Source organism: Chlamydiales bacterium (assembly GCA_041395025.1).
Taxonomy (GTDB): domain Bacteria; phylum Chlamydiota; class Chlamydiia; order Chlamydiales; family JAAKFR01; genus JAJACP01.
On sequence record JAWLBH010000001.1, the window covers coordinates 971,347 to 986,330 of the forward strand.

The 14,984-nt window shown below is 36.8% G+C and carries 26 protein-coding genes; all 26 read left to right on the forward strand.

All coding sequences use genetic code 11. The features are described from left to right. The first annotated feature begins 16 nt into the window (after positions 1 to 16). Entirely contained in the window at positions 17 to 865 is an 849-nt protein-coding gene (lpxC, locus tag R3E91_04430; GenBank protein ID MEZ5315438.1) for a UDP-3-O-acyl-N-acetylglucosamine deacetylase, read from the forward strand. A 24-nt stretch (positions 866 to 889) separates the two neighbouring features. Then, positions 890 to 1,342, forward strand: coding sequence for a 3-hydroxyacyl-ACP dehydratase FabZ (gene fabZ / locus R3E91_04435; protein ID MEZ5315439.1), 453 nt, complete (start codon positions 890 to 892; stop codon positions 1,340 to 1,342). A gap of 16 nt (positions 1,343 to 1,358) precedes the next feature. Further along, the gene (gene lpxA / locus R3E91_04440; protein ID MEZ5315440.1) at positions 1,359 to 2,237 is read left to right on the forward strand and encodes an acyl-ACP--UDP-N-acetylglucosamine O-acyltransferase; all 879 of its coding nucleotides are present in this window, start codon (positions 1,359 to 1,361) and stop codon (positions 2,235 to 2,237) included. A gap of 3 nt (positions 2,238 to 2,240) precedes the next feature. After that, positions 2,241 to 3,179: a methionyl-tRNA formyltransferase gene (gene fmt, locus R3E91_04445; protein MEZ5315441.1), complete on the forward strand. Its 939-nt coding sequence runs from the start codon at positions 2,241 to 2,243 to the stop codon at positions 3,177 to 3,179. A gap of 78 nt (positions 3,180 to 3,257) precedes the next feature. Beyond that, complete coding sequence (locus R3E91_04450) at positions 3,258 to 4,082, forward strand: hypothetical protein (protein ID MEZ5315442.1); 825 nt, start codon at positions 3,258 to 3,260, stop codon at positions 4,080 to 4,082. Between the two features lie 340 nt (positions 4,083 to 4,422). Then, positions 4,423 to 5,091, forward strand: a complete 669-nt coding sequence (gene rplC / locus R3E91_04455; GenBank protein ID MEZ5315443.1) for a 50S ribosomal protein L3 — start codon at positions 4,423 to 4,425, stop codon at positions 5,089 to 5,091. Between the two features lie 8 nt (positions 5,092 to 5,099). Further along, positions 5,100 to 5,801, forward strand: coding sequence for a 50S ribosomal protein L4 (gene rplD, locus R3E91_04460; GenBank protein MEZ5315444.1), 702 nt, complete (start codon positions 5,100 to 5,102; stop codon positions 5,799 to 5,801). After that, positions 5,798 to 6,136, forward strand: a complete 339-nt coding sequence (rplW, locus tag R3E91_04465) for a 50S ribosomal protein L23 (GenBank protein MEZ5315445.1) — start codon at positions 5,798 to 5,800, stop codon at positions 6,134 to 6,136. Before rplD ends, rplW begins: the two co-directional genes overlap by 4 nt. Before the next feature lie 13 nt (positions 6,137 to 6,149). Continuing rightward, a complete protein-coding gene (gene rplB, locus R3E91_04470; GenBank protein MEZ5315446.1) occupies positions 6,150 to 7,004 on the forward strand; it encodes a 50S ribosomal protein L2 in 855 nt (284 codons plus the stop codon). A 3-nt stretch (positions 7,005 to 7,007) separates the two neighbouring features. Then, the gene (rpsS, locus tag R3E91_04475; GenBank protein ID MEZ5315447.1) at positions 7,008 to 7,271 is read left to right on the forward strand and encodes a 30S ribosomal protein S19; all 264 of its coding nucleotides are present in this window, start codon (positions 7,008 to 7,010) and stop codon (positions 7,269 to 7,271) included. A gap of 6 nt (positions 7,272 to 7,277) precedes the next feature. Next, positions 7,278 to 7,631 (forward strand): 50S ribosomal protein L22, encoded by a 354-nt coding sequence (gene rplV, locus R3E91_04480; GenBank protein MEZ5315448.1) that lies wholly within the window; start codon positions 7,278 to 7,280, stop codon positions 7,629 to 7,631. A gap of 1 nt (position 7,632) precedes the next feature. Then, the gene (gene rpsC, locus R3E91_04485) at positions 7,633 to 8,253 is read left to right on the forward strand and encodes a 30S ribosomal protein S3 (GenBank protein MEZ5315449.1); all 621 of its coding nucleotides are present in this window, start codon (positions 7,633 to 7,635) and stop codon (positions 8,251 to 8,253) included. Positions 8,254 to 8,292: 39 nt separating this feature from the next. Further along, positions 8,293 to 8,712: a 50S ribosomal protein L16 gene (gene rplP, locus R3E91_04490; protein ID MEZ5315450.1), complete on the forward strand. Its 420-nt coding sequence runs from the start codon at positions 8,293 to 8,295 to the stop codon at positions 8,710 to 8,712. Between the two features lie 13 nt (positions 8,713 to 8,725). Further along, the gene (gene rpmC / locus R3E91_04495) at positions 8,726 to 8,926 is read left to right on the forward strand and encodes a 50S ribosomal protein L29 (GenBank protein MEZ5315451.1); all 201 of its coding nucleotides are present in this window, start codon (positions 8,726 to 8,728) and stop codon (positions 8,924 to 8,926) included. A gap of 9 nt (positions 8,927 to 8,935) precedes the next feature. Continuing rightward, complete coding sequence (gene rpsQ / locus R3E91_04500; protein ID MEZ5315452.1) at positions 8,936 to 9,190, forward strand: 30S ribosomal protein S17; 255 nt, start codon at positions 8,936 to 8,938, stop codon at positions 9,188 to 9,190. A gap of 22 nt (positions 9,191 to 9,212) precedes the next feature. After that, on the forward strand, positions 9,213 to 9,581 hold the full coding sequence (gene rplN, locus R3E91_04505; protein MEZ5315453.1) for a 50S ribosomal protein L14: 369 nt from the start codon (positions 9,213 to 9,215) through the stop codon (positions 9,579 to 9,581). 1 nt (position 9,582) lies between these two features. Further along, on the forward strand, positions 9,583 to 9,915 hold the full coding sequence (gene rplX, locus R3E91_04510; protein ID MEZ5315454.1) for a 50S ribosomal protein L24: 333 nt from the start codon (positions 9,583 to 9,585) through the stop codon (positions 9,913 to 9,915). Between the two features lie 13 nt (positions 9,916 to 9,928). Continuing rightward, complete coding sequence (gene rplE / locus R3E91_04515; GenBank protein MEZ5315455.1) at positions 9,929 to 10,486, forward strand: 50S ribosomal protein L5; 558 nt, start codon at positions 9,929 to 9,931, stop codon at positions 10,484 to 10,486. Continuing rightward, the gene (gene rpsH / locus R3E91_04520; GenBank protein MEZ5315456.1) at positions 10,487 to 10,882 is read left to right on the forward strand and encodes a 30S ribosomal protein S8; all 396 of its coding nucleotides are present in this window, start codon (positions 10,487 to 10,489) and stop codon (positions 10,880 to 10,882) included. Between the two features lie 20 nt (positions 10,883 to 10,902). Beyond that, the gene (rplF, locus tag R3E91_04525; protein MEZ5315457.1) at positions 10,903 to 11,442 is read left to right on the forward strand and encodes a 50S ribosomal protein L6; all 540 of its coding nucleotides are present in this window, start codon (positions 10,903 to 10,905) and stop codon (positions 11,440 to 11,442) included. Positions 11,443 to 11,452: 10 nt separating this feature from the next. Further along, the gene (rplR, locus tag R3E91_04530; protein ID MEZ5315458.1) at positions 11,453 to 11,821 is read left to right on the forward strand and encodes a 50S ribosomal protein L18; all 369 of its coding nucleotides are present in this window, start codon (positions 11,453 to 11,455) and stop codon (positions 11,819 to 11,821) included. A 12-nt stretch (positions 11,822 to 11,833) separates the two neighbouring features. Next, positions 11,834 to 12,310, forward strand: a complete 477-nt coding sequence (gene rpsE / locus R3E91_04535; GenBank protein ID MEZ5315459.1) for a 30S ribosomal protein S5 — start codon at positions 11,834 to 11,836, stop codon at positions 12,308 to 12,310. After that, positions 12,310 to 12,750 (forward strand): 50S ribosomal protein L15, encoded by a 441-nt coding sequence (rplO, locus tag R3E91_04540; GenBank protein ID MEZ5315460.1) that lies wholly within the window; start codon positions 12,310 to 12,312, stop codon positions 12,748 to 12,750. The genes rpsE and rplO overlap by 1 nt, the downstream gene beginning before the upstream one ends. Positions 12,751 to 12,752: 2 nt before the next feature. Next, on the forward strand, positions 12,753 to 14,114 hold the full coding sequence (secY, locus tag R3E91_04545) for a preprotein translocase subunit SecY (GenBank protein MEZ5315461.1): 1,362 nt from the start codon (positions 12,753 to 12,755) through the stop codon (positions 14,112 to 14,114). Between the two features lie 67 nt (positions 14,115 to 14,181). Then, a complete protein-coding gene (gene rpsM / locus R3E91_04550) occupies positions 14,182 to 14,550 on the forward strand; it encodes a 30S ribosomal protein S13 (protein ID MEZ5315462.1) in 369 nt (122 codons plus the stop codon). Between the two features lie 20 nt (positions 14,551 to 14,570). Further along, positions 14,571 to 14,975, forward strand: a complete 405-nt coding sequence (rpsK, locus tag R3E91_04555) for a 30S ribosomal protein S11 (protein MEZ5315463.1) — start codon at positions 14,571 to 14,573, stop codon at positions 14,973 to 14,975. Positions 14,976 to 14,984 lie beyond the last annotated feature (9 nt).

A 14,984-nucleotide genomic window follows, 5' to 3' on the forward strand; every position in this document is an offset into this window, starting at 1 on the left:
TGATTTAAGTTGTTACATGAAATCTCGTCCCCAGCGGACTTTAAAAAAAGAAGTTTCATTCTCTGGCGTGGGTATTCATACAGGGAAAGAGGTTTCTATTCGCTTCTGTCCGGCACCTATTAATAGTGGAGTTGTCTTTCAACGTATTGATCTTCCAGGCAAACCGCTCATTCCCGCTGCTATAGAGTATGTCCAGAACACATTGCGCAGTACGATCATTGGCGTAGGGTCTGCTTCAGTCCAGACTGTGGAGCATGTTTTAGCTGCTCTTTTTGCTTACCAAGTAGATAATTTGTGCGTTCAACTTGATGAAGGTGAGCCTCCTGTTGGAGATGGTAGCGCAATTTCTTTTGTGAGTTTGATCGAAAAAGCTGGAATTGAAGAACAAAAAGCTATTAAAGTCATTCATCCTTTAAAAGAGCCTCTGTATTATTCTAATGACAAAAGCTATATTGTAGCGTTACCTTCAGAAGAATATAGAATTAGCTATGTGCTTCACTATCCCAATACCTCTGTGATTCGTTCTCAATATCTTTCATTGCCTATTAATCAAGAGGTATTCAAGAATGAAATTGCAACCTGTCGTACATTTGCCTTGTATGAAGAGATCACGGCTTTAATGGAACAAGGATTAATTCAAGGAGGGAGTTTAGAAAATGCTATTGTTATTAAAGATGATGTTGTTTTTAGTAAGGAGGGACTGAGATTTCCTGACGAAATGGTCAGGCATAAAATTTTGGATTTAATTGGAGATTTATCCTTAGTAGGGTTTCCTTTTTTGGCTAATATTATTGCGATTTGCTCTGGACATCATGCGAATATCCAAATTGGAAAAGAATTTGTAAAACATTTTTCTTCTTATTAGGAAGGGTTGATGGAGAAATACGAGATTGAAAGACCGACATTATTTGAAATTAAAAAGATACGTGAGATATTGCCTCATCGATATCCTTTTTTGCTTGTCGATAAGATTCTGGAAATGGATTTAAATAAGCCCTCAATTCTAGGGCAAAAGAATATCACAATTAATGAAGCTTTTTTTCAGGGACATTTTCCTAGTGTGCCGATTATGCCAGGTGTGTTAATTCTTGAGGCTTTAGCTCAAGCAGGAGGAATTCTAATTCATCAAAAGGGCTTTATTGACAAAATTGCGCTTTTTTCCACTATGAAACAAGTGAAATTCCGCAAACCTGTCAAACCAGGAGATGTTTTACTGTTATATTGCGAAGGCACGTTATTTAGTTATAAGGGTGGGCGTGTGAAAACCAAAGCAATAGTTGGTTCACAAGTTGCTGTCGAAGCAGAAATGGGTTTTGCACTTGTAAATAAGGAAAAAATTTAATAGTAGCTGGAGTAATATGACAAGACCAAATATCCATCCGACAGCCATCATTGAAGAAGGAGCAGTTATTGGGAAAGGTGTCTTAATTGAACCCTATGCTATTATTAAAAAACATGTGACCCTGGAAGATAGAGTAGTGATTAAATCCCATGCTTATATTGATGGTTTTACAACGATTGGGAGTGGAACCACCATTTGGCCTTTTGCCAGTATTGGTACCAAAACTCAAGACTTAAAATACGCTGGTGAACAAACCTATGTAAAGATTGGAAAAAATTGTGAAATTCGTGAATTTGCGACTATTAATAGCTCAACTTTTAAAGGAACCACTGTTCAGGTAGGTGATGGTTGTTTAATCATGGCCTATTGTCATATTGCACATAATTGTCTTATAGGAAATCATGTCGTGATGAGTAATAACTCCCTACTTGCTGGCCATGTGATTGTTGAAGATTTTGCGATCATTGGGGGCATGACCCCTGTCCATCAGTTTGCACGTATTGGACGTTATGCCATGGTTGGGGGGATGAGTCGAGTCACCAATGATGTTCCTCCTTTTACTGTTGGAGGAGGAATTCCTTATTGTATGGGAGGCATTAATCGAATTGGATTGAAGCGACGAAATTTTTCCTTTGATACCCGTCGAGCGCTTGCTCATGCTTATAGGCTCGTCTATCGTTCTCGTCTTCATCTTGATGATGCATTGAAACAAATTGAAAAAGAAGTAGATTTGCTTCCTGAAATTGCCCATTTTATTAAATTTTGTCGTGAGACAAAACGAGGATTAATTGGGATGCAAGGAATCCATCAAGGCATTTCTAATAAGCGAGTAAGAATTCGTAAAGAAGAGTTACATGAGTCTCCTGAAGATCTTCTACTCCAGATGAGAATGTAGTGAATGCGAGTGATCTTTTTTGGAACGCCATCTTTTGCTGCAACGATTCTAAGTTATCTTACTAAACAACCCATTGAAATCATAGCTGTTGTTTCGCGTCCTGATCAACCACAAGGACGTGGGCAACATCTTTCTCCAACTCCTGTGAAAAAAATTGCTGAACAGTATGGGATTCCCATCTATCAACCTCATAAAGCCTCTAGTGAAGATTTTATAGATCTTTTGAAAACTCATAATCCAGATCTATTTGTTGTAGCTGCTTATGCTGAAATTCTTAAACAAGATATTTTAGAGATTCCAAAACTTGGTTGTCTAAATGTCCATGCAAGCCTGCTTCCTAAATATAGGGGAGCTGCTCCAGTGCAACGTGCTTTAATGGCAGGTGAAAAAGACACGGGAGTCTCAATCATCAAAATGTCTTTAGAAATGGATGCTGGAGATATATATTCGATTGTAAAAATTCCTATCCTAGAAGAGATGAATGCGGGTGATCTATTGAATCAAATAGCTGATGTAGGGTCAGAAGCATTAGGGGATGTAATCAGTAAAATCGAAAAACAAAAAATTCGTCCCGTACCTCAAGATCATTCTGCAGCGACTTTTGCTAAAAAAATACAATCTGGAGAACGAGAAATCAACTGGAGATCTTCAGCAGAAACTATTCATAATCAAATTCGAGGTTTAACCCCAAATCCAGGTGCTTGGTGTGAGATTCAACTTGGAGATCATATAAAAAGATTGGGAGTGATAAAAACACGAAAAATTCTTGATATTAAGGGTAGGCCAGCAACATTGAGCTCCGAAACATCTAAAATCATTGTCTATTGTGGGGAAGGAGCACTAGAGCTGCTTGAAGTGCAATTAGCAGGGAAAACCCCTCTTCCTGCAAATATTTTTTTAAATGGGATTCAAGATTTTAAATTAAAATTTTTATTAAAATAATATTTGTATCATTTTTCTTTATAAATTAATTCAAATAGACTATCATTTTGCCTTCAAATGAAGTAAAAGGTGGTTTTTATGCAGATAACAGGAAATGGAGTGATAAGCAATTTTTTCTGCAATTCAAACAACCATCTTGTGAGAATGCTTTATAGTTACGATGGTCAAGACAAGGTTTTTAAAGCGTGTGATGCTGTGTTTCAATTGATTACCTTAGTGAGTCTAGAATTGAATGCTTCGCAGCCAACAATGGCCAATATTGGCACGGCACATAATTTAGTGATTTCTACGCGTGATCTTACCTCTTTATTGACTATTTTTCGAGGAGTCATTCCTTCAACGATTGTTCAAGGTCGTAAAGTGATTAAGATAACTAAATCGTTTTCCTCTAATGTTAATCAGGATAGCAACTCTCCTGTTGGAGCTGTTGAAAAAATCTTGAAGATTGCAGAAGGGGTTTTTTCAATCATAGGAAACTTAGCTGTTATCTTTGGGTTTGGTATTTCTCGTCCTATTGGTTGTATTGATAAGTATCTTGACGTTGGTTTGGGAGAAAATCCAAGAAAGCTTGGAGCGGTATTTCCCTCTATTATGGCAGTAAATAATATGACTAGTTTCTTAAAAAATAGTTGTGAATTAGCTTACGAGATAAAATCTTATAAACGTCAATACGCAGTAAAAATGTTAAACAACCAATCAAAAGAAACTCCATACCTCCAAGAAAAATTGTATTCGAATTTGTTCATACTTATTTTAAGCTTGGTCGATAAAGTGCTTGAGATCATTAAAGATATATTCATGTTTACTAAATCTTCGATGCCAGCTGGAGTCAAAGTTTTAATTAACATCTCTATCGCAACTTTAGGACTGATTACTGCTTGGAAAAAAGTTGCGAATGGATGAGGGAGTTTTTTCATTAGTTCTCAAAAATGTATTCTCTTCCTATAGACCTTTCTTTTGTAAGATTTCAATACAATTTAGATGTTTGATTGATTTGGCAAGGGATATAGAATTTGAGTTTAGAAAATACCTAGTTCTGGCTCAATAATTTTTCTTGTTGTAAATCTATTTTCTCTGATAACCTCTCTATTTCTGTTTTTCGATTAAGAGCTTTTGTGCTTTTTCAAGATTTTAGATATCTGCAAATTGCAATGAAACGTCTAAATCTAAGCCATAGCCTAGTCAGATGTAGAAAATGGGTTGTCTTTGCATTTTCTAATAAGAAGAGATGAAAGGAAATTTCATGGGATTAAAACTAATGGGGAAAAAGCACCGGATGGTGCAGCGTTTTGACGAAACTGGATCTATTGTAGTTTGCACAATAATTCATGTGGAACCAAATGTAGTGACTCAAATCAAGTCCATAGAGTCAGATGGTTATAATGCGATTCAGTTAGGTTTTGATAAAATTGTGATAAAAGACCCACGTACAATGGAAAAACGTATAACGAAGCCCCTAATTGGGCATTTTAAAAAGTCTAATGTAGACCCACGTCGTTATTTAGCAGAATCTCGGATAGATATAGATGGATATTCAGTGGGTCAACTGATTGGTGTCTCTTTCTTTGATGAAGTCTCTTATGTCGATATCACAGGCATATCAAAAGGAAAAGGCTATCAAGGGGTGATGAAAAAATATCACTTTGCTGGAGGTCCAGCTGCCCATGGTTCCGGGTTTCACCGTCATGGGGGATCAACTGGAATGCGTTCTACTCCAGGTCGTACATTACCTGGTCAGAAAAAAGCAGGACAAATGGGGTGTGAGCAAGTCACAGTTCAAAATTTACGATTGGTTTGTATTGATGAAAAGCAAGATTTTCTTCTTGTAGAAGGGGCAGTGCCGGGTCATCTTGGTGGTCTTGTTTCAATATCACCTGCTTGTAAGAAGAAGTCTAAATCAAAAGTAGGTTGAGGCATTTAATGCAAAATTTAGAAAAATATAATCTGCAAGGCGAAGTAACTGGCGAGGTAGTGATTGAGGATGCTTTTTTAAATCTCCATGTCAATCCTCAGCTTGTTAAAGATTATATAGTTGCTCTTCGAGCGAATCAACGTCAATGGTCAGCAAATACAAAAGGGCGTTCTGAAGTAAGTCATTCGAATAAAAAGCCTCATCGACAAAAAGGGACAGGAAATGCGCGTCAAGGAACGTTAGCGGCTCCACAATATCGAGGTGGTGGAGTTGTATTTGGCCCTAAACCTAAATTTAATCAACATATTCGCATTAATCGTAAAGAGCGCCGTCTTGTGTCAAGTTATCTTTTTGTAGAAAAAATTAAAAATTCAGATGTCTTATTTTTAGATGATAATGCTTTAAAAGAGCTTCAGAAACCGAGTTCAAAAAGCATTGCTATTTTTTTAAAAAAACAGAAAATCTATGACAAATCAGTGTTGTTTATTGTTGATGGAGAGTATCATAAATCCGAAATAGATCATCAAAAAAGTCCAATCTCTATTCCTACTGATAAGTATAAGATTTTTAAAAAGAGCCTTAACAACCTTCCGAAAAGCGATTTTGCTATTGCACAGAATATAAATGGGTATGATTTAATATCAGCTCAGAAAATTGTTATGAATTTCTCTGCTTTTGAAGAGTTAAAAAAATTATGGAGAGGGGAATGATGCAAGAGGCTCTTAAAATAATTAAATGTCGTTATATTACAGAAAAAGCAAAAATGCTTGAACTATTACACGATTCTAAAAGCAATCAATCAATAGAGAGATTTAAATCACCAAAATATGTTTTTATTGTTGATCGCAAGGCTAACAAACAGCAAATTGCTTGTGCAATTGAAACGATTTATAAAGAAAAGAATATAAAAGTCACAAAAGTTAATACTCTTTATACAAAACGAAAAAAAAAGAAGAAAAGAGGGTTACGTAAAGAGGGTATGACTTCTGCTTATAAGAAAGCCATTGTGACAATGGAACCCGGTGATCTAATTGATCAAATTTAGTTAAGAATTTACAATGCCTAAAAAATTTAAACCAACGACTCCTTCTCAACGTCATCTTATTTTACCGCTTTTCCATGAGCTCACTCGTGAAAAAGTGGTGAAAGGAAAAGCACTCAAAAGTAAAATTAAGCCGACGAAAACTTTGCTTCTTCAAAAAAAGCGTCTGAGTGGGCGTAATAACAATGGTCATATTACTTGCCGTCATCGAGGAGGTGGGCATAAACGTCACTATCGCATCATCGATTTTTTAAGAGATAAGGAGAATATTCCTGCAAAGGTTGCTTCAATTGAGTATGATCCATGTCGCTCTGCTCACATTGCTCTCTTGTTTTATGTAGACGGTGAAAAGCGTTATATTCTTGCTCCAAAAGGATTGAAAAGAGGGGATCTCGTCTCTTCAGGTGATAAGAGTCCTTTTAATGTAGGGTGTTCTATGAGCCTTAAATTAATGCCTTTAGGCTCATTAATTCATAATATAGAGATGCGGCCACGAGGGGGAGGTAGACTGGTGCGTTCGGCTGGCCTTTCAGCACAATTAGTAGCTCGAGCTAATGGATATGCTACTATTAAAATGCCATCTGGAGAATTTAGGCTCATCAATGAGTCTTGTTTTGCAACTTTTGGTGAAGTTTCTCATGCTGACCACAGTTTAAGAGTAGAGGGAAAAGCTGGAAGAAATCGTTGGAAAGGGATTCGTCCTACAGTTCGGGGTACTGCTATGAATCCTGTTGACCATCCGCATGGTGGTGGTGAAGGGCGTCATAATGGGTATATTCCTCAGACTCCATGGGCAAAGCCAACAAAAGGATTTCGTACAAGAAATAAAAGAAAAACAAAAAAATGGATTGTCAAGGATCGTAGGAAGTAGTCTATGGGTAGATCGTTAAGAAAAGGACCATTTGTTGATCATCATCTTTTAAATAAAGTGAGAAAAATGAATGCAGAAGGAAAAAAGATTGCGATTAAAACTTGGTCTCGTCGTTCAATGATCATTCCTGAAATGATTGGACATACTTTTGAAGTGCATAATGGTCGTAAATTTTTAGCTGTATTTGTTTCCGAAACGATGGTCGGACACAAACTTGGTGAGTTTTCACCAACCAGGTTATTTAAATCCCATCCAATCAAGAAGTGAAGATACATGGAGAGATCTAAAGCAATTACAAAATTCGTCCGTATTCCCCCACGTAAAGCTAGGTTGGTTGCCAATCTTATCCGGGGTTGTTTGGTTAGTGATGCAGAAATGCAGTTAAATTACAGCCAATGTAAGGGAGGGCGTTTGCTAAAAAAAACTCTTGGTAGTGCTGTTGCTAATGCTGAAATGAAATGGGATGCTCGTCGGGATCAGTTATTTGTACTAGAAGTAAAAGTAGATGAAGGATCGCGTTATAAGCGTAGCAAATCAAAATGTCGAGGAGGCAGGTCTCCTATTTTAAAGAGAACGAGCCATTTTACTGTAGTTGTCGGGGAAAAAATAGCTAAGGAGCAAAAATAAAATGGGACAGAAAGTTCGTCCAATTGGCCTCCGTACCAGTATTACCAAAAAATGGCGTTCTTTATGGTATGGGAACAAACAAGAGTTTGGGACTCTTTTGATTGAAGATTTTCGAATTCGTGAATTTTTAAAGAAAAAATCTTGTTGTCAAGGAGCTTCTCATTTTACCATTCGTCGGATGAGTGGAAAAATTGAAGTTACTATTCATACTGCGAAGCCAGGAATTGTAATTGGAAAAAAAGGTACTGAAATTGAACAACTTAAAATTGAATTGCGTCAATTAACAGGTAAAGAAGTTTGGGTCGAAGTAGAAGAAATTAAACGACCTGATCTTAATGCTCAGCTTGTTGCAGATGGGATTGCCTATCAATTAAAAAGGCGAGTCGCCTTTAGAAGAGTTATGAAAAAAGCTATGCAGGGCTGTTTGGATGCAGGGGCTTTAGGTGTAAAAATTCGTGTTTCCGGTCGTCTTGGAGGAGCTGAAATTGCAAGGAGTGAGTGGTATAAAGAAGGTCGTATTCCTCTTCATACTTTAAGAGCGGATATTGATTATGCAACATCTCGAGCTGAAACAACCTACGGATGTATTGGTGTGCAAGTGTGGATTAATCAAGGTGAGTAATCTATTTAAGGTAAATAATAATGGATAGGAGCTACACTTATGTCGTTTATCCCAAAGCGTACTAAATTTCGTAAGCAGCAAAAAGGGCATCATACTGGGTTAAGTAAAGCAGGCAATTTTATTAGTTTTGGTGACTTTGGAATGCAGGTACTTGATCGAGGTCGTATTACTAGTCAGCAAATTGAAGCTTGCCGTGTTGCGATCAACCGTTATTTCAAAAGGCAGGGTAAGGTTTGGATTCGTATTTTTCCAGATAAACCAGTGAGTAAGAAACCTGCTGAGACAAGGATGGGGAAAGGAAAAGGGGCTCCTGATCATTGGGTGGCAGTTGTGCGTCCTGGTCGTGTTCTTTTTGAAGTGGCTAATGTATCTCGTGAGGATGCGCAGAATGCTTTAAGAAGAGCAGCAGCGAAACTCGGTTTAAGAACACGATTTGTTGAGCGTGTTGAAACGGTATAGAAAGGAATAAGCAGTGAATAAGGTTGAAAAATTTAGAAGTAAAAGTAATGAGGAACTTGACTTAGATCTTGAGACTTTTCGTAAAGAGCTTTTTGATTTAAGAAGTGAGCGCTTAGATAGCAAAACTCAAAAAACACACCTTTTTCGTCAAACACGTAAACAAATTGCACGGATTCTTACCATAAAAAAAGAAAGAAGTTTAAAGAAGGATTAAGAATATCTCATGAGTCAGTCTGAGAGAGGAAATAGAAAAACTAAAACGGGGATTGTGGTTTCCAAAAAAGCGGCAAAAACAGTCGTTGTTCGTGTTGAAAGGACTTATCGCCATCCCCTTTATGGAAAAGTCGTTCGTAGTTCTACAAATTATCATGCTCACGATGAGCATGTAGAGACTCTTAAAGAGGGAGATGTAGTGACTATTATGGAATCGCGCCCAATCTCGAAATTGAAAAATTGGCGTGTAGTTAGAAAATCATAATTTAATTAAGTGGAATGGAGATATGCTTCAACAAGAATCTCAACTAAAAGTTGCTGACAATACTGGGGCGAAAAAGGTCAAATGTTTTAAAGTCATTGGTGGTTCCAAACGCCGCTATGCGCATGTTGGGGATGTGATTATCTGTTCAGTTCGAGAAGCTGAACCAGATGCTCAAATTAAAAAAGGCGAAGTAGTTAAAGCTGTGGTTGTTCGAACACATCGATATATTAAAAGGTCTGATGGATCTTGGTTGCGTTTTGATAGCAATAGTTGTGTGATTATTGATGATAAAGGGAGTCCACGGGGTACTCGTATTTTTGGGCCGATTGCTCGTGAAGTACGTGAGCGTGGTTATATTAAGATTAGCTCTTTAGCTCCAGAGGTCATTTAGTATGAAAAAGACGCTTTTATGTAAAGATGATGAAGTAGTTGTGATTGCAGGAAATGATAAAGGAAAAGTAGGAAAAATCATTTCAATTAATCATCAACGAGTTGTGATTGAGGGTGTGAATCTTCGTAAAAAACATATGAAACCCACTAAACAGAATCAAAAAGGGCAAATTATTGATATTGAATGTAGCATAGATATTTCTAATATCAAACCTTCTGTTGGGGGAGAAGTGGTAAAATTGCGAAAACGCTTTAACAAACAAGGTAAAAAAGAAATTTACTATTTGCGTGATCAGAAAGAACATTTGTATCGTTCTCGAAGCAAAAAGAATTAAAGGCATAAAAACAATGTCAATACTAAAAGAGAAATACTGTACAGAAATTAAACCGGCACTAATGAAGAGATTTTTGTATAAAAATCCTATGCAAATCCCTATGGTCACAAAAATTGTGATTAGTATGGGGCTTGCAGAGGCTTCTAAAGATAAAAATGCTTTACAAGATGCGGTTAGAGAATTGACAATGTTATCGGGTCAAAAACCAATTTTAACCGGTGCACGTAAGTCAATTGCTGGTTTAAAGCTTAGAGAAGGTCAAATCATAGGAGCAAAGGTGACTTTGCGTGGTAAGCGTATGTATGATTTTATGTATCGGTTTTTTAATATTGTTTCTCCTCGTATTCGTGACTTTCGCGGATTTCGCAAAAAATGCGACGGAAGAGGGTCTTATTCTATTGGTATTGAAGATCAGCAGATTTTTCTTGAAATTAATCTTGATCAATCAAAACGCACTCAAGGAATGAATATTACTTTTGTGACTAATGCAAAAACAGATAAGGAATGTATTGAGCTATTAACAAAGCTTGGATTACCTTTTATAGATGAATTTAGGAAGGAGAAGCCATAAATGGTAAATGACCCAATTGCCGATTTACTCACTAGGATTCGTAATGCTTCGATGGGGAAACATTTTTATTTAGATATACATTGTAGTAAACTCCTAGAGTCAATAGTTAAAATTTTGAAAGACAATGGTTTTATCGCGTATTACTTAGTCAAAGAAGAAAATAAACGTAAAACCATGCGTATATTTCTTAAATATACAGATGAGAGAGAAAGAGTGATTCATGGTTTAAAAAGAGTGTCAAAATCTTCTCTTCGTAAGTATGTAAAAGCTAAATCGATTCCAACAGTATTAGGTAGGATGGGAATTTCAATTATTTCAACATCGAAGGGATTAATGGATGATCAAACTGCTCGTAAACAAAATCTAGGCGGGGAATTAATCTGCCAAGTTTGGTAATTAGGAGGATTTAAATTTTCATGTCTCGAAAAGCAAAATTACCCATTGTCTTTCCAAAAGAAGTTGAAATTCATAAGGATGATTGTACTCTTGAAGTTAAGGGTCCTAAAGGGAGTTTGGAACTTAAATTAATGAAAGGAATCGAAGTTGTGGTCCAAAATCATCAAATAAAAGTGGAATTATCTCCCGAACTAAAAGAAAAGACCAATTTTCTTGGACTCTATTGGTCGCTCATTTTTAACATGGTTAAAGGAGTAGTAGAGGGGTTTGAGAAGCGTCTAGAAATGATTGGTGTAGGATTTCGTGCAGCTGTTCAAGGAAATTTTCTTGATTTGCAAATAGGGCTCTCTCATTCAATGAAAATGCCTATTCCCAAAGGCCTTGAATTAAGCGTTGAAAAAAACACGCTTATTTCTATTAAAGGGATTGATAAACAGGCTGTTGGTCAGTTTGCTGCCGATGTTCGTGCAAAGCGTCCTCCTGAACCTTATAAAGGAAAAGGAATTCGCTATGATAATGAATATGTACGTCGTAAAGCTGGTAAAACTAGCAAAAAGTAGGATAATTATCATGGATAGTAGTCAAGCGAAAGCCATTCGAACTCGAAAAAAGAGAGTCTTACGTAGTCGAAAAAAATTGCGTAATTCTGAAAGGCCACGTTTATGTATTATGAAAAGTAATAAGCACCTTTATGTTCAATTAATAGACGATGAGAAGGCTATTACCTTAGCGAGTATGTCGACTCTTTCAAAAGACTTTTCTTCCGCTAGTCATAATAGAAAGAATCAAATATCTGCAAAACAGCTTGGATTAAAAATTGCCGAACTAGCAAAACAGCAGTCTGTGAGTCGAGTCGTATGTGATCGTAGTGGTTTTAAATATCATGGTTTGGTGGCGGCTTTAGCGGATGGTGCAAGAGAAGGTGGCTTAGAATTCTAGGAGAAGTATCGTATGCCAGGAAAAAATGAAGAAGATTTAGAAGAAAAAGTACTTTTTGTAAATCGTTGCTCAAAAGTTGTGAAAGGTGGGCGTAAATTTAGCTTTTCAGCACTCATTTTAGTAGGAAATCATAATGGTTATGTTGGATATGGTTTTGCTAAAGCAAATGAGTTAATTGATGCAATCCGTAAAGGAGGAGAAGCTGCACGTAAAAACCTGATAACTTTTGAAATAGAAGGTACCACAATTCCTCATGAGGTAATCGTTGATTTTGACGGAGCAAAACTTTTGCTTAAACCAGCTCCTGAAGGGTCAGGGGTAGTGGCAGGATCAAGGATTCGTTCAATTCTAGAATTTGCTGGTGTTCGTGATGTGATTGCTAAAAGTATTGGATCAAATAATCCCATTAATCAAGTTAAAGCCACATTTAAAGCCCTGTCACAGTTAAGAAATCGAAAAGAATCCATGGAAATGAGAGGATTAGTTTGATGATCAAGCTCGCATTGCTTAAAAATACTTCTCGTAAGCAGAAGAGATCTAAACTTTTAGGTCGTGGCCCTGGTTCTAAACGAGGAAAAACTTGTGGTCGAGGACATAAGGGGATGGGTGCACGCTCTGGTTATACAAAGCGTTTAGGGTATATTGGAGGAGGTGTTCCTCTTCATAAAACAGTCCCCACTCGTGGTTTTTCAAATTTTCGTTTCGCAAAAAAATTGCATGCAATCAATCTCAAACAAATTAATGCAATGTATGATGAGGGAGAGATTGTGAATTTAGAAACGTTAAAAGCAAAAGGATTTATCAAAGGACAGTCAAATGGGGTTAAGGTATTGGCTGATGGAGAATTGTTAAAAAAAGTCTCTTTTCAAGTAGAGAGTTTTTCTTATGGAGCGAAAAAGAAAATTAAAGCAACTGGGATTTTGATTTAAATATGCTTGAGACCGTCAGACGTATTGGGATGATCACAGAGCTTAAGCAGCGAATTGTATTCACTATATTGATATTAATTGTTTGTAGAATTGGGGTTTTCATCCCAGTTCCTGGAATTAATGGTGAACTCGCTCTTGCCTATTTTAAACAGGCTACAGGAGGGGGTCAAAATCTTTTTCAGCTAGTGGATATTTTTTCTGGAGGGGCATTTGCTCAAATGACTGTGATTGCTTTGGGTGTGGTTCCATATATTTCTGCTTCTATTATTATGCAGCTATTGATTGCTCTTATGCCAAATCTTCAAAGGGAAGTACGTGAAAATCCTGATGCTGGAAGAAGAAAAGTCAATAAATATACACGTATTTTAACGGTTTTTTTAGCCATTGTGCAATCGATGTTATTTGCACGCTATGCAATTGGAATGAATCAGGAAAATCCAGGAATTATTCTCTCAGAAATGTTGGTAATTCAGCTTTTTGGGATTCCTTGGATTTTTTTTATAGTCACTATTTTAACCATGACAACAGGAACGGTTTTTCTAATGTGGTTAGGAGAACAGATTACAGAAAAGGGTATTGGAAATGGAATGAGCTTGATTATTGCTTTAGGAATCATCTCTTCGCTGCCTTCAACGATTGGTTCAGTAATTAAGCAGTTAAATCTTGATTCACAAGAAAATGGTCAGCTTAATTTTTCTTCTCTTCTTCTTTTATTAGCTGTCTTTGTCTGTGTGATTATTACAACCATTCTTATTATTCAAGGTGTACGTAAAATTCCTGTTCAATACGCCAGACGTGTTGTAGGAAGGCGTGAAGTTCAAGGAGGAGGATCTTATGTCCCCTTAAAAATAAATTATGCTGGAGTGATTCCTGTAATTTTCGCCTCTTCTCTTTTAATGTTTCCTGCTACTTTAGTCCAATTCCTCGGGCGTAGTGGATTCTTAGGATCAATTGCAGTAGCCATGACTCCAGGGAGTTTTTTTTATACATTTGTTTATGTACTTCTTATTTTATTTTTTACTTATTTTTGGACAGCTACTCAGTTTCATCCGGAACAAATTGCTTCAGATATGAAAAAAAATGGGGCATTTATTCCTGGGATTCGCCAAGGAAAGCCTACACAAGATTTTTTAGAATCAACTATGAATCGTATTACTTTAATTGGCGCAATATTTCTTGCAATTATTGCTATTCTTCCCTCAATGATTGGGAAAATTTTGCATATTGATCCAAGTATTAGTTACTTTTTTGGAGGAACAGCTCTACTCATTTTAGTTGGAGTTGTACTTGATACAATGAAACAAATAGAATCTCATCTTTTAATGAAGCGCTATGAAGGATTCATGAAAAGAAGTAAAAGATAAGCTATAAATTGATTTTAAGTTAGATGTTTGATAGAATTTTGCGGATTTAAAGTTAAGGACAGAAAGTATGACACGTGTTATTGGCATAGATATTCCTGGGAAAAAACGACTAGTGATTAGTTTAACTTATGTTTATGGCATTGGTCGATTTCGTTCCGAAGAAATTATTGCCAAACTAGGTTTGGATCCCAATATGCGTGCAGAGAAATTAACGGATGACGATATTGTCCGTTTAAATGAAGTGTTGCAGAAAGATTATGTTGTAGAAGGAGATCTTCGAAGACAGGTTCAAAGCAATATTAAGCGCTTAATTAATATTCATTGTTATCGTGGTCTTAGACATAGACTTGGCCTTCCAGTTCGTGGACAACGAACTCAAACAAATGCACGAACTCGAAAAGGCAAAAAACGAACAGTTGCTGGTAAAAAGAAATAAATTTAATTTAGGAGACTCTTTTGGTCAAACAACCGCAAGTAAAAAAGGTCGGGAAAACCCGAAAAAAAGTCATTCGTAACATTCCTGCAGGCATTGTATATGTTAAGGCTACCTTTAATAATACGATTATCGCTATAGCTGATCCTTCTGGAAATGTTGTTGTTTGGTCATCTGCTGGAAAAGTTGGCTACAAAGGGTCACGTAAGTCTTCTGCTTTTGCAGCGACAGTTGCTGCTCAAGATGCAGGGAAAGCTGCCATGACAATGGGTATGAAAGAAGTTGAAGTCAATCTTAAAGGACCAGGGTCTGGACGAGAGTCAGCTGTACGTGCACTTATTAGTGTGGGTTTACAGGTAACTATTATTAGAGATGAAACACCCGTCGCTCATAATGGATGTCGTTCATCCAGTCGTCGTAGAGTATAAGGAGATCAA

Bases quoted from the DNA above. Each gene is read 5' to 3' on its own strand.
- lpxC (MEZ5315438.1), top strand. From the start codon at position 17: ATGAAATCTCGTCCCCAGCGGACTTTAAAAAAAGAAGTTTCATTCTCT.
- lpxA (MEZ5315440.1), top strand. From the start codon at position 1,359: ATGACAAGACCAAATATCCATCCGACAGCCATCATTGAAGAAGGAGCA.
- fmt (MEZ5315441.1), top strand. From the start codon at position 2,241: ATGCGAGTGATCTTTTTTGGAACGCCATCTTTTGCTGCAACGATTCTA.
- R3E91_04450 (MEZ5315442.1), top strand. From the start codon at position 3,258: ATGCAGATAACAGGAAATGGAGTGATAAGCAATTTTTTCTGCAATTCA.
- rplC (MEZ5315443.1), top strand. From the start codon at position 4,423: ATGGGATTAAAACTAATGGGGAAAAAGCACCGGATGGTGCAGCGTTTT.
- rplD (MEZ5315444.1), top strand. From the start codon at position 5,100: ATGCAAAATTTAGAAAAATATAATCTGCAAGGCGAAGTAACTGGCGAG.
- rplW (MEZ5315445.1), top strand. From the start codon at position 5,798: ATGATGCAAGAGGCTCTTAAAATAATTAAATGTCGTTATATTACAGAA.
- rplB (MEZ5315446.1), top strand. From the start codon at position 6,150: ATGCCTAAAAAATTTAAACCAACGACTCCTTCTCAACGTCATCTTATT.
- rpsS (MEZ5315447.1), top strand. From the start codon at position 7,008: ATGGGTAGATCGTTAAGAAAAGGACCATTTGTTGATCATCATCTTTTA.
- rplV (MEZ5315448.1), top strand. From the start codon at position 7,278: ATGGAGAGATCTAAAGCAATTACAAAATTCGTCCGTATTCCCCCACGT.
- rpsC (MEZ5315449.1), top strand. From the start codon at position 7,633: ATGGGACAGAAAGTTCGTCCAATTGGCCTCCGTACCAGTATTACCAAA.
- rplP (MEZ5315450.1), top strand. From the start codon at position 8,293: ATGTCGTTTATCCCAAAGCGTACTAAATTTCGTAAGCAGCAAAAAGGG.
- rpsQ (MEZ5315452.1), top strand. From the start codon at position 8,936: ATGAGTCAGTCTGAGAGAGGAAATAGAAAAACTAAAACGGGGATTGTG.
- rplN (MEZ5315453.1), top strand. From the start codon at position 9,213: ATGCTTCAACAAGAATCTCAACTAAAAGTTGCTGACAATACTGGGGCG.
- rplX (MEZ5315454.1), top strand. From the start codon at position 9,583: ATGAAAAAGACGCTTTTATGTAAAGATGATGAAGTAGTTGTGATTGCA.
- rplE (MEZ5315455.1), top strand. From the start codon at position 9,929: ATGTCAATACTAAAAGAGAAATACTGTACAGAAATTAAACCGGCACTA.
- rpsH (MEZ5315456.1), top strand. From the start codon at position 10,487: ATGGTAAATGACCCAATTGCCGATTTACTCACTAGGATTCGTAATGCT.
- rplF (MEZ5315457.1), top strand. From the start codon at position 10,903: ATGTCTCGAAAAGCAAAATTACCCATTGTCTTTCCAAAAGAAGTTGAA.
- rplR (MEZ5315458.1), top strand. From the start codon at position 11,453: ATGGATAGTAGTCAAGCGAAAGCCATTCGAACTCGAAAAAAGAGAGTC.
- rpsE (MEZ5315459.1), top strand. From the start codon at position 11,834: ATGCCAGGAAAAAATGAAGAAGATTTAGAAGAAAAAGTACTTTTTGTA.
- rplO (MEZ5315460.1), top strand. From the start codon at position 12,310: ATGATCAAGCTCGCATTGCTTAAAAATACTTCTCGTAAGCAGAAGAGA.
- secY (MEZ5315461.1), top strand. From the start codon at position 12,753: ATGCTTGAGACCGTCAGACGTATTGGGATGATCACAGAGCTTAAGCAG.
- rpsM (MEZ5315462.1), top strand. From the start codon at position 14,182: ATGACACGTGTTATTGGCATAGATATTCCTGGGAAAAAACGACTAGTG.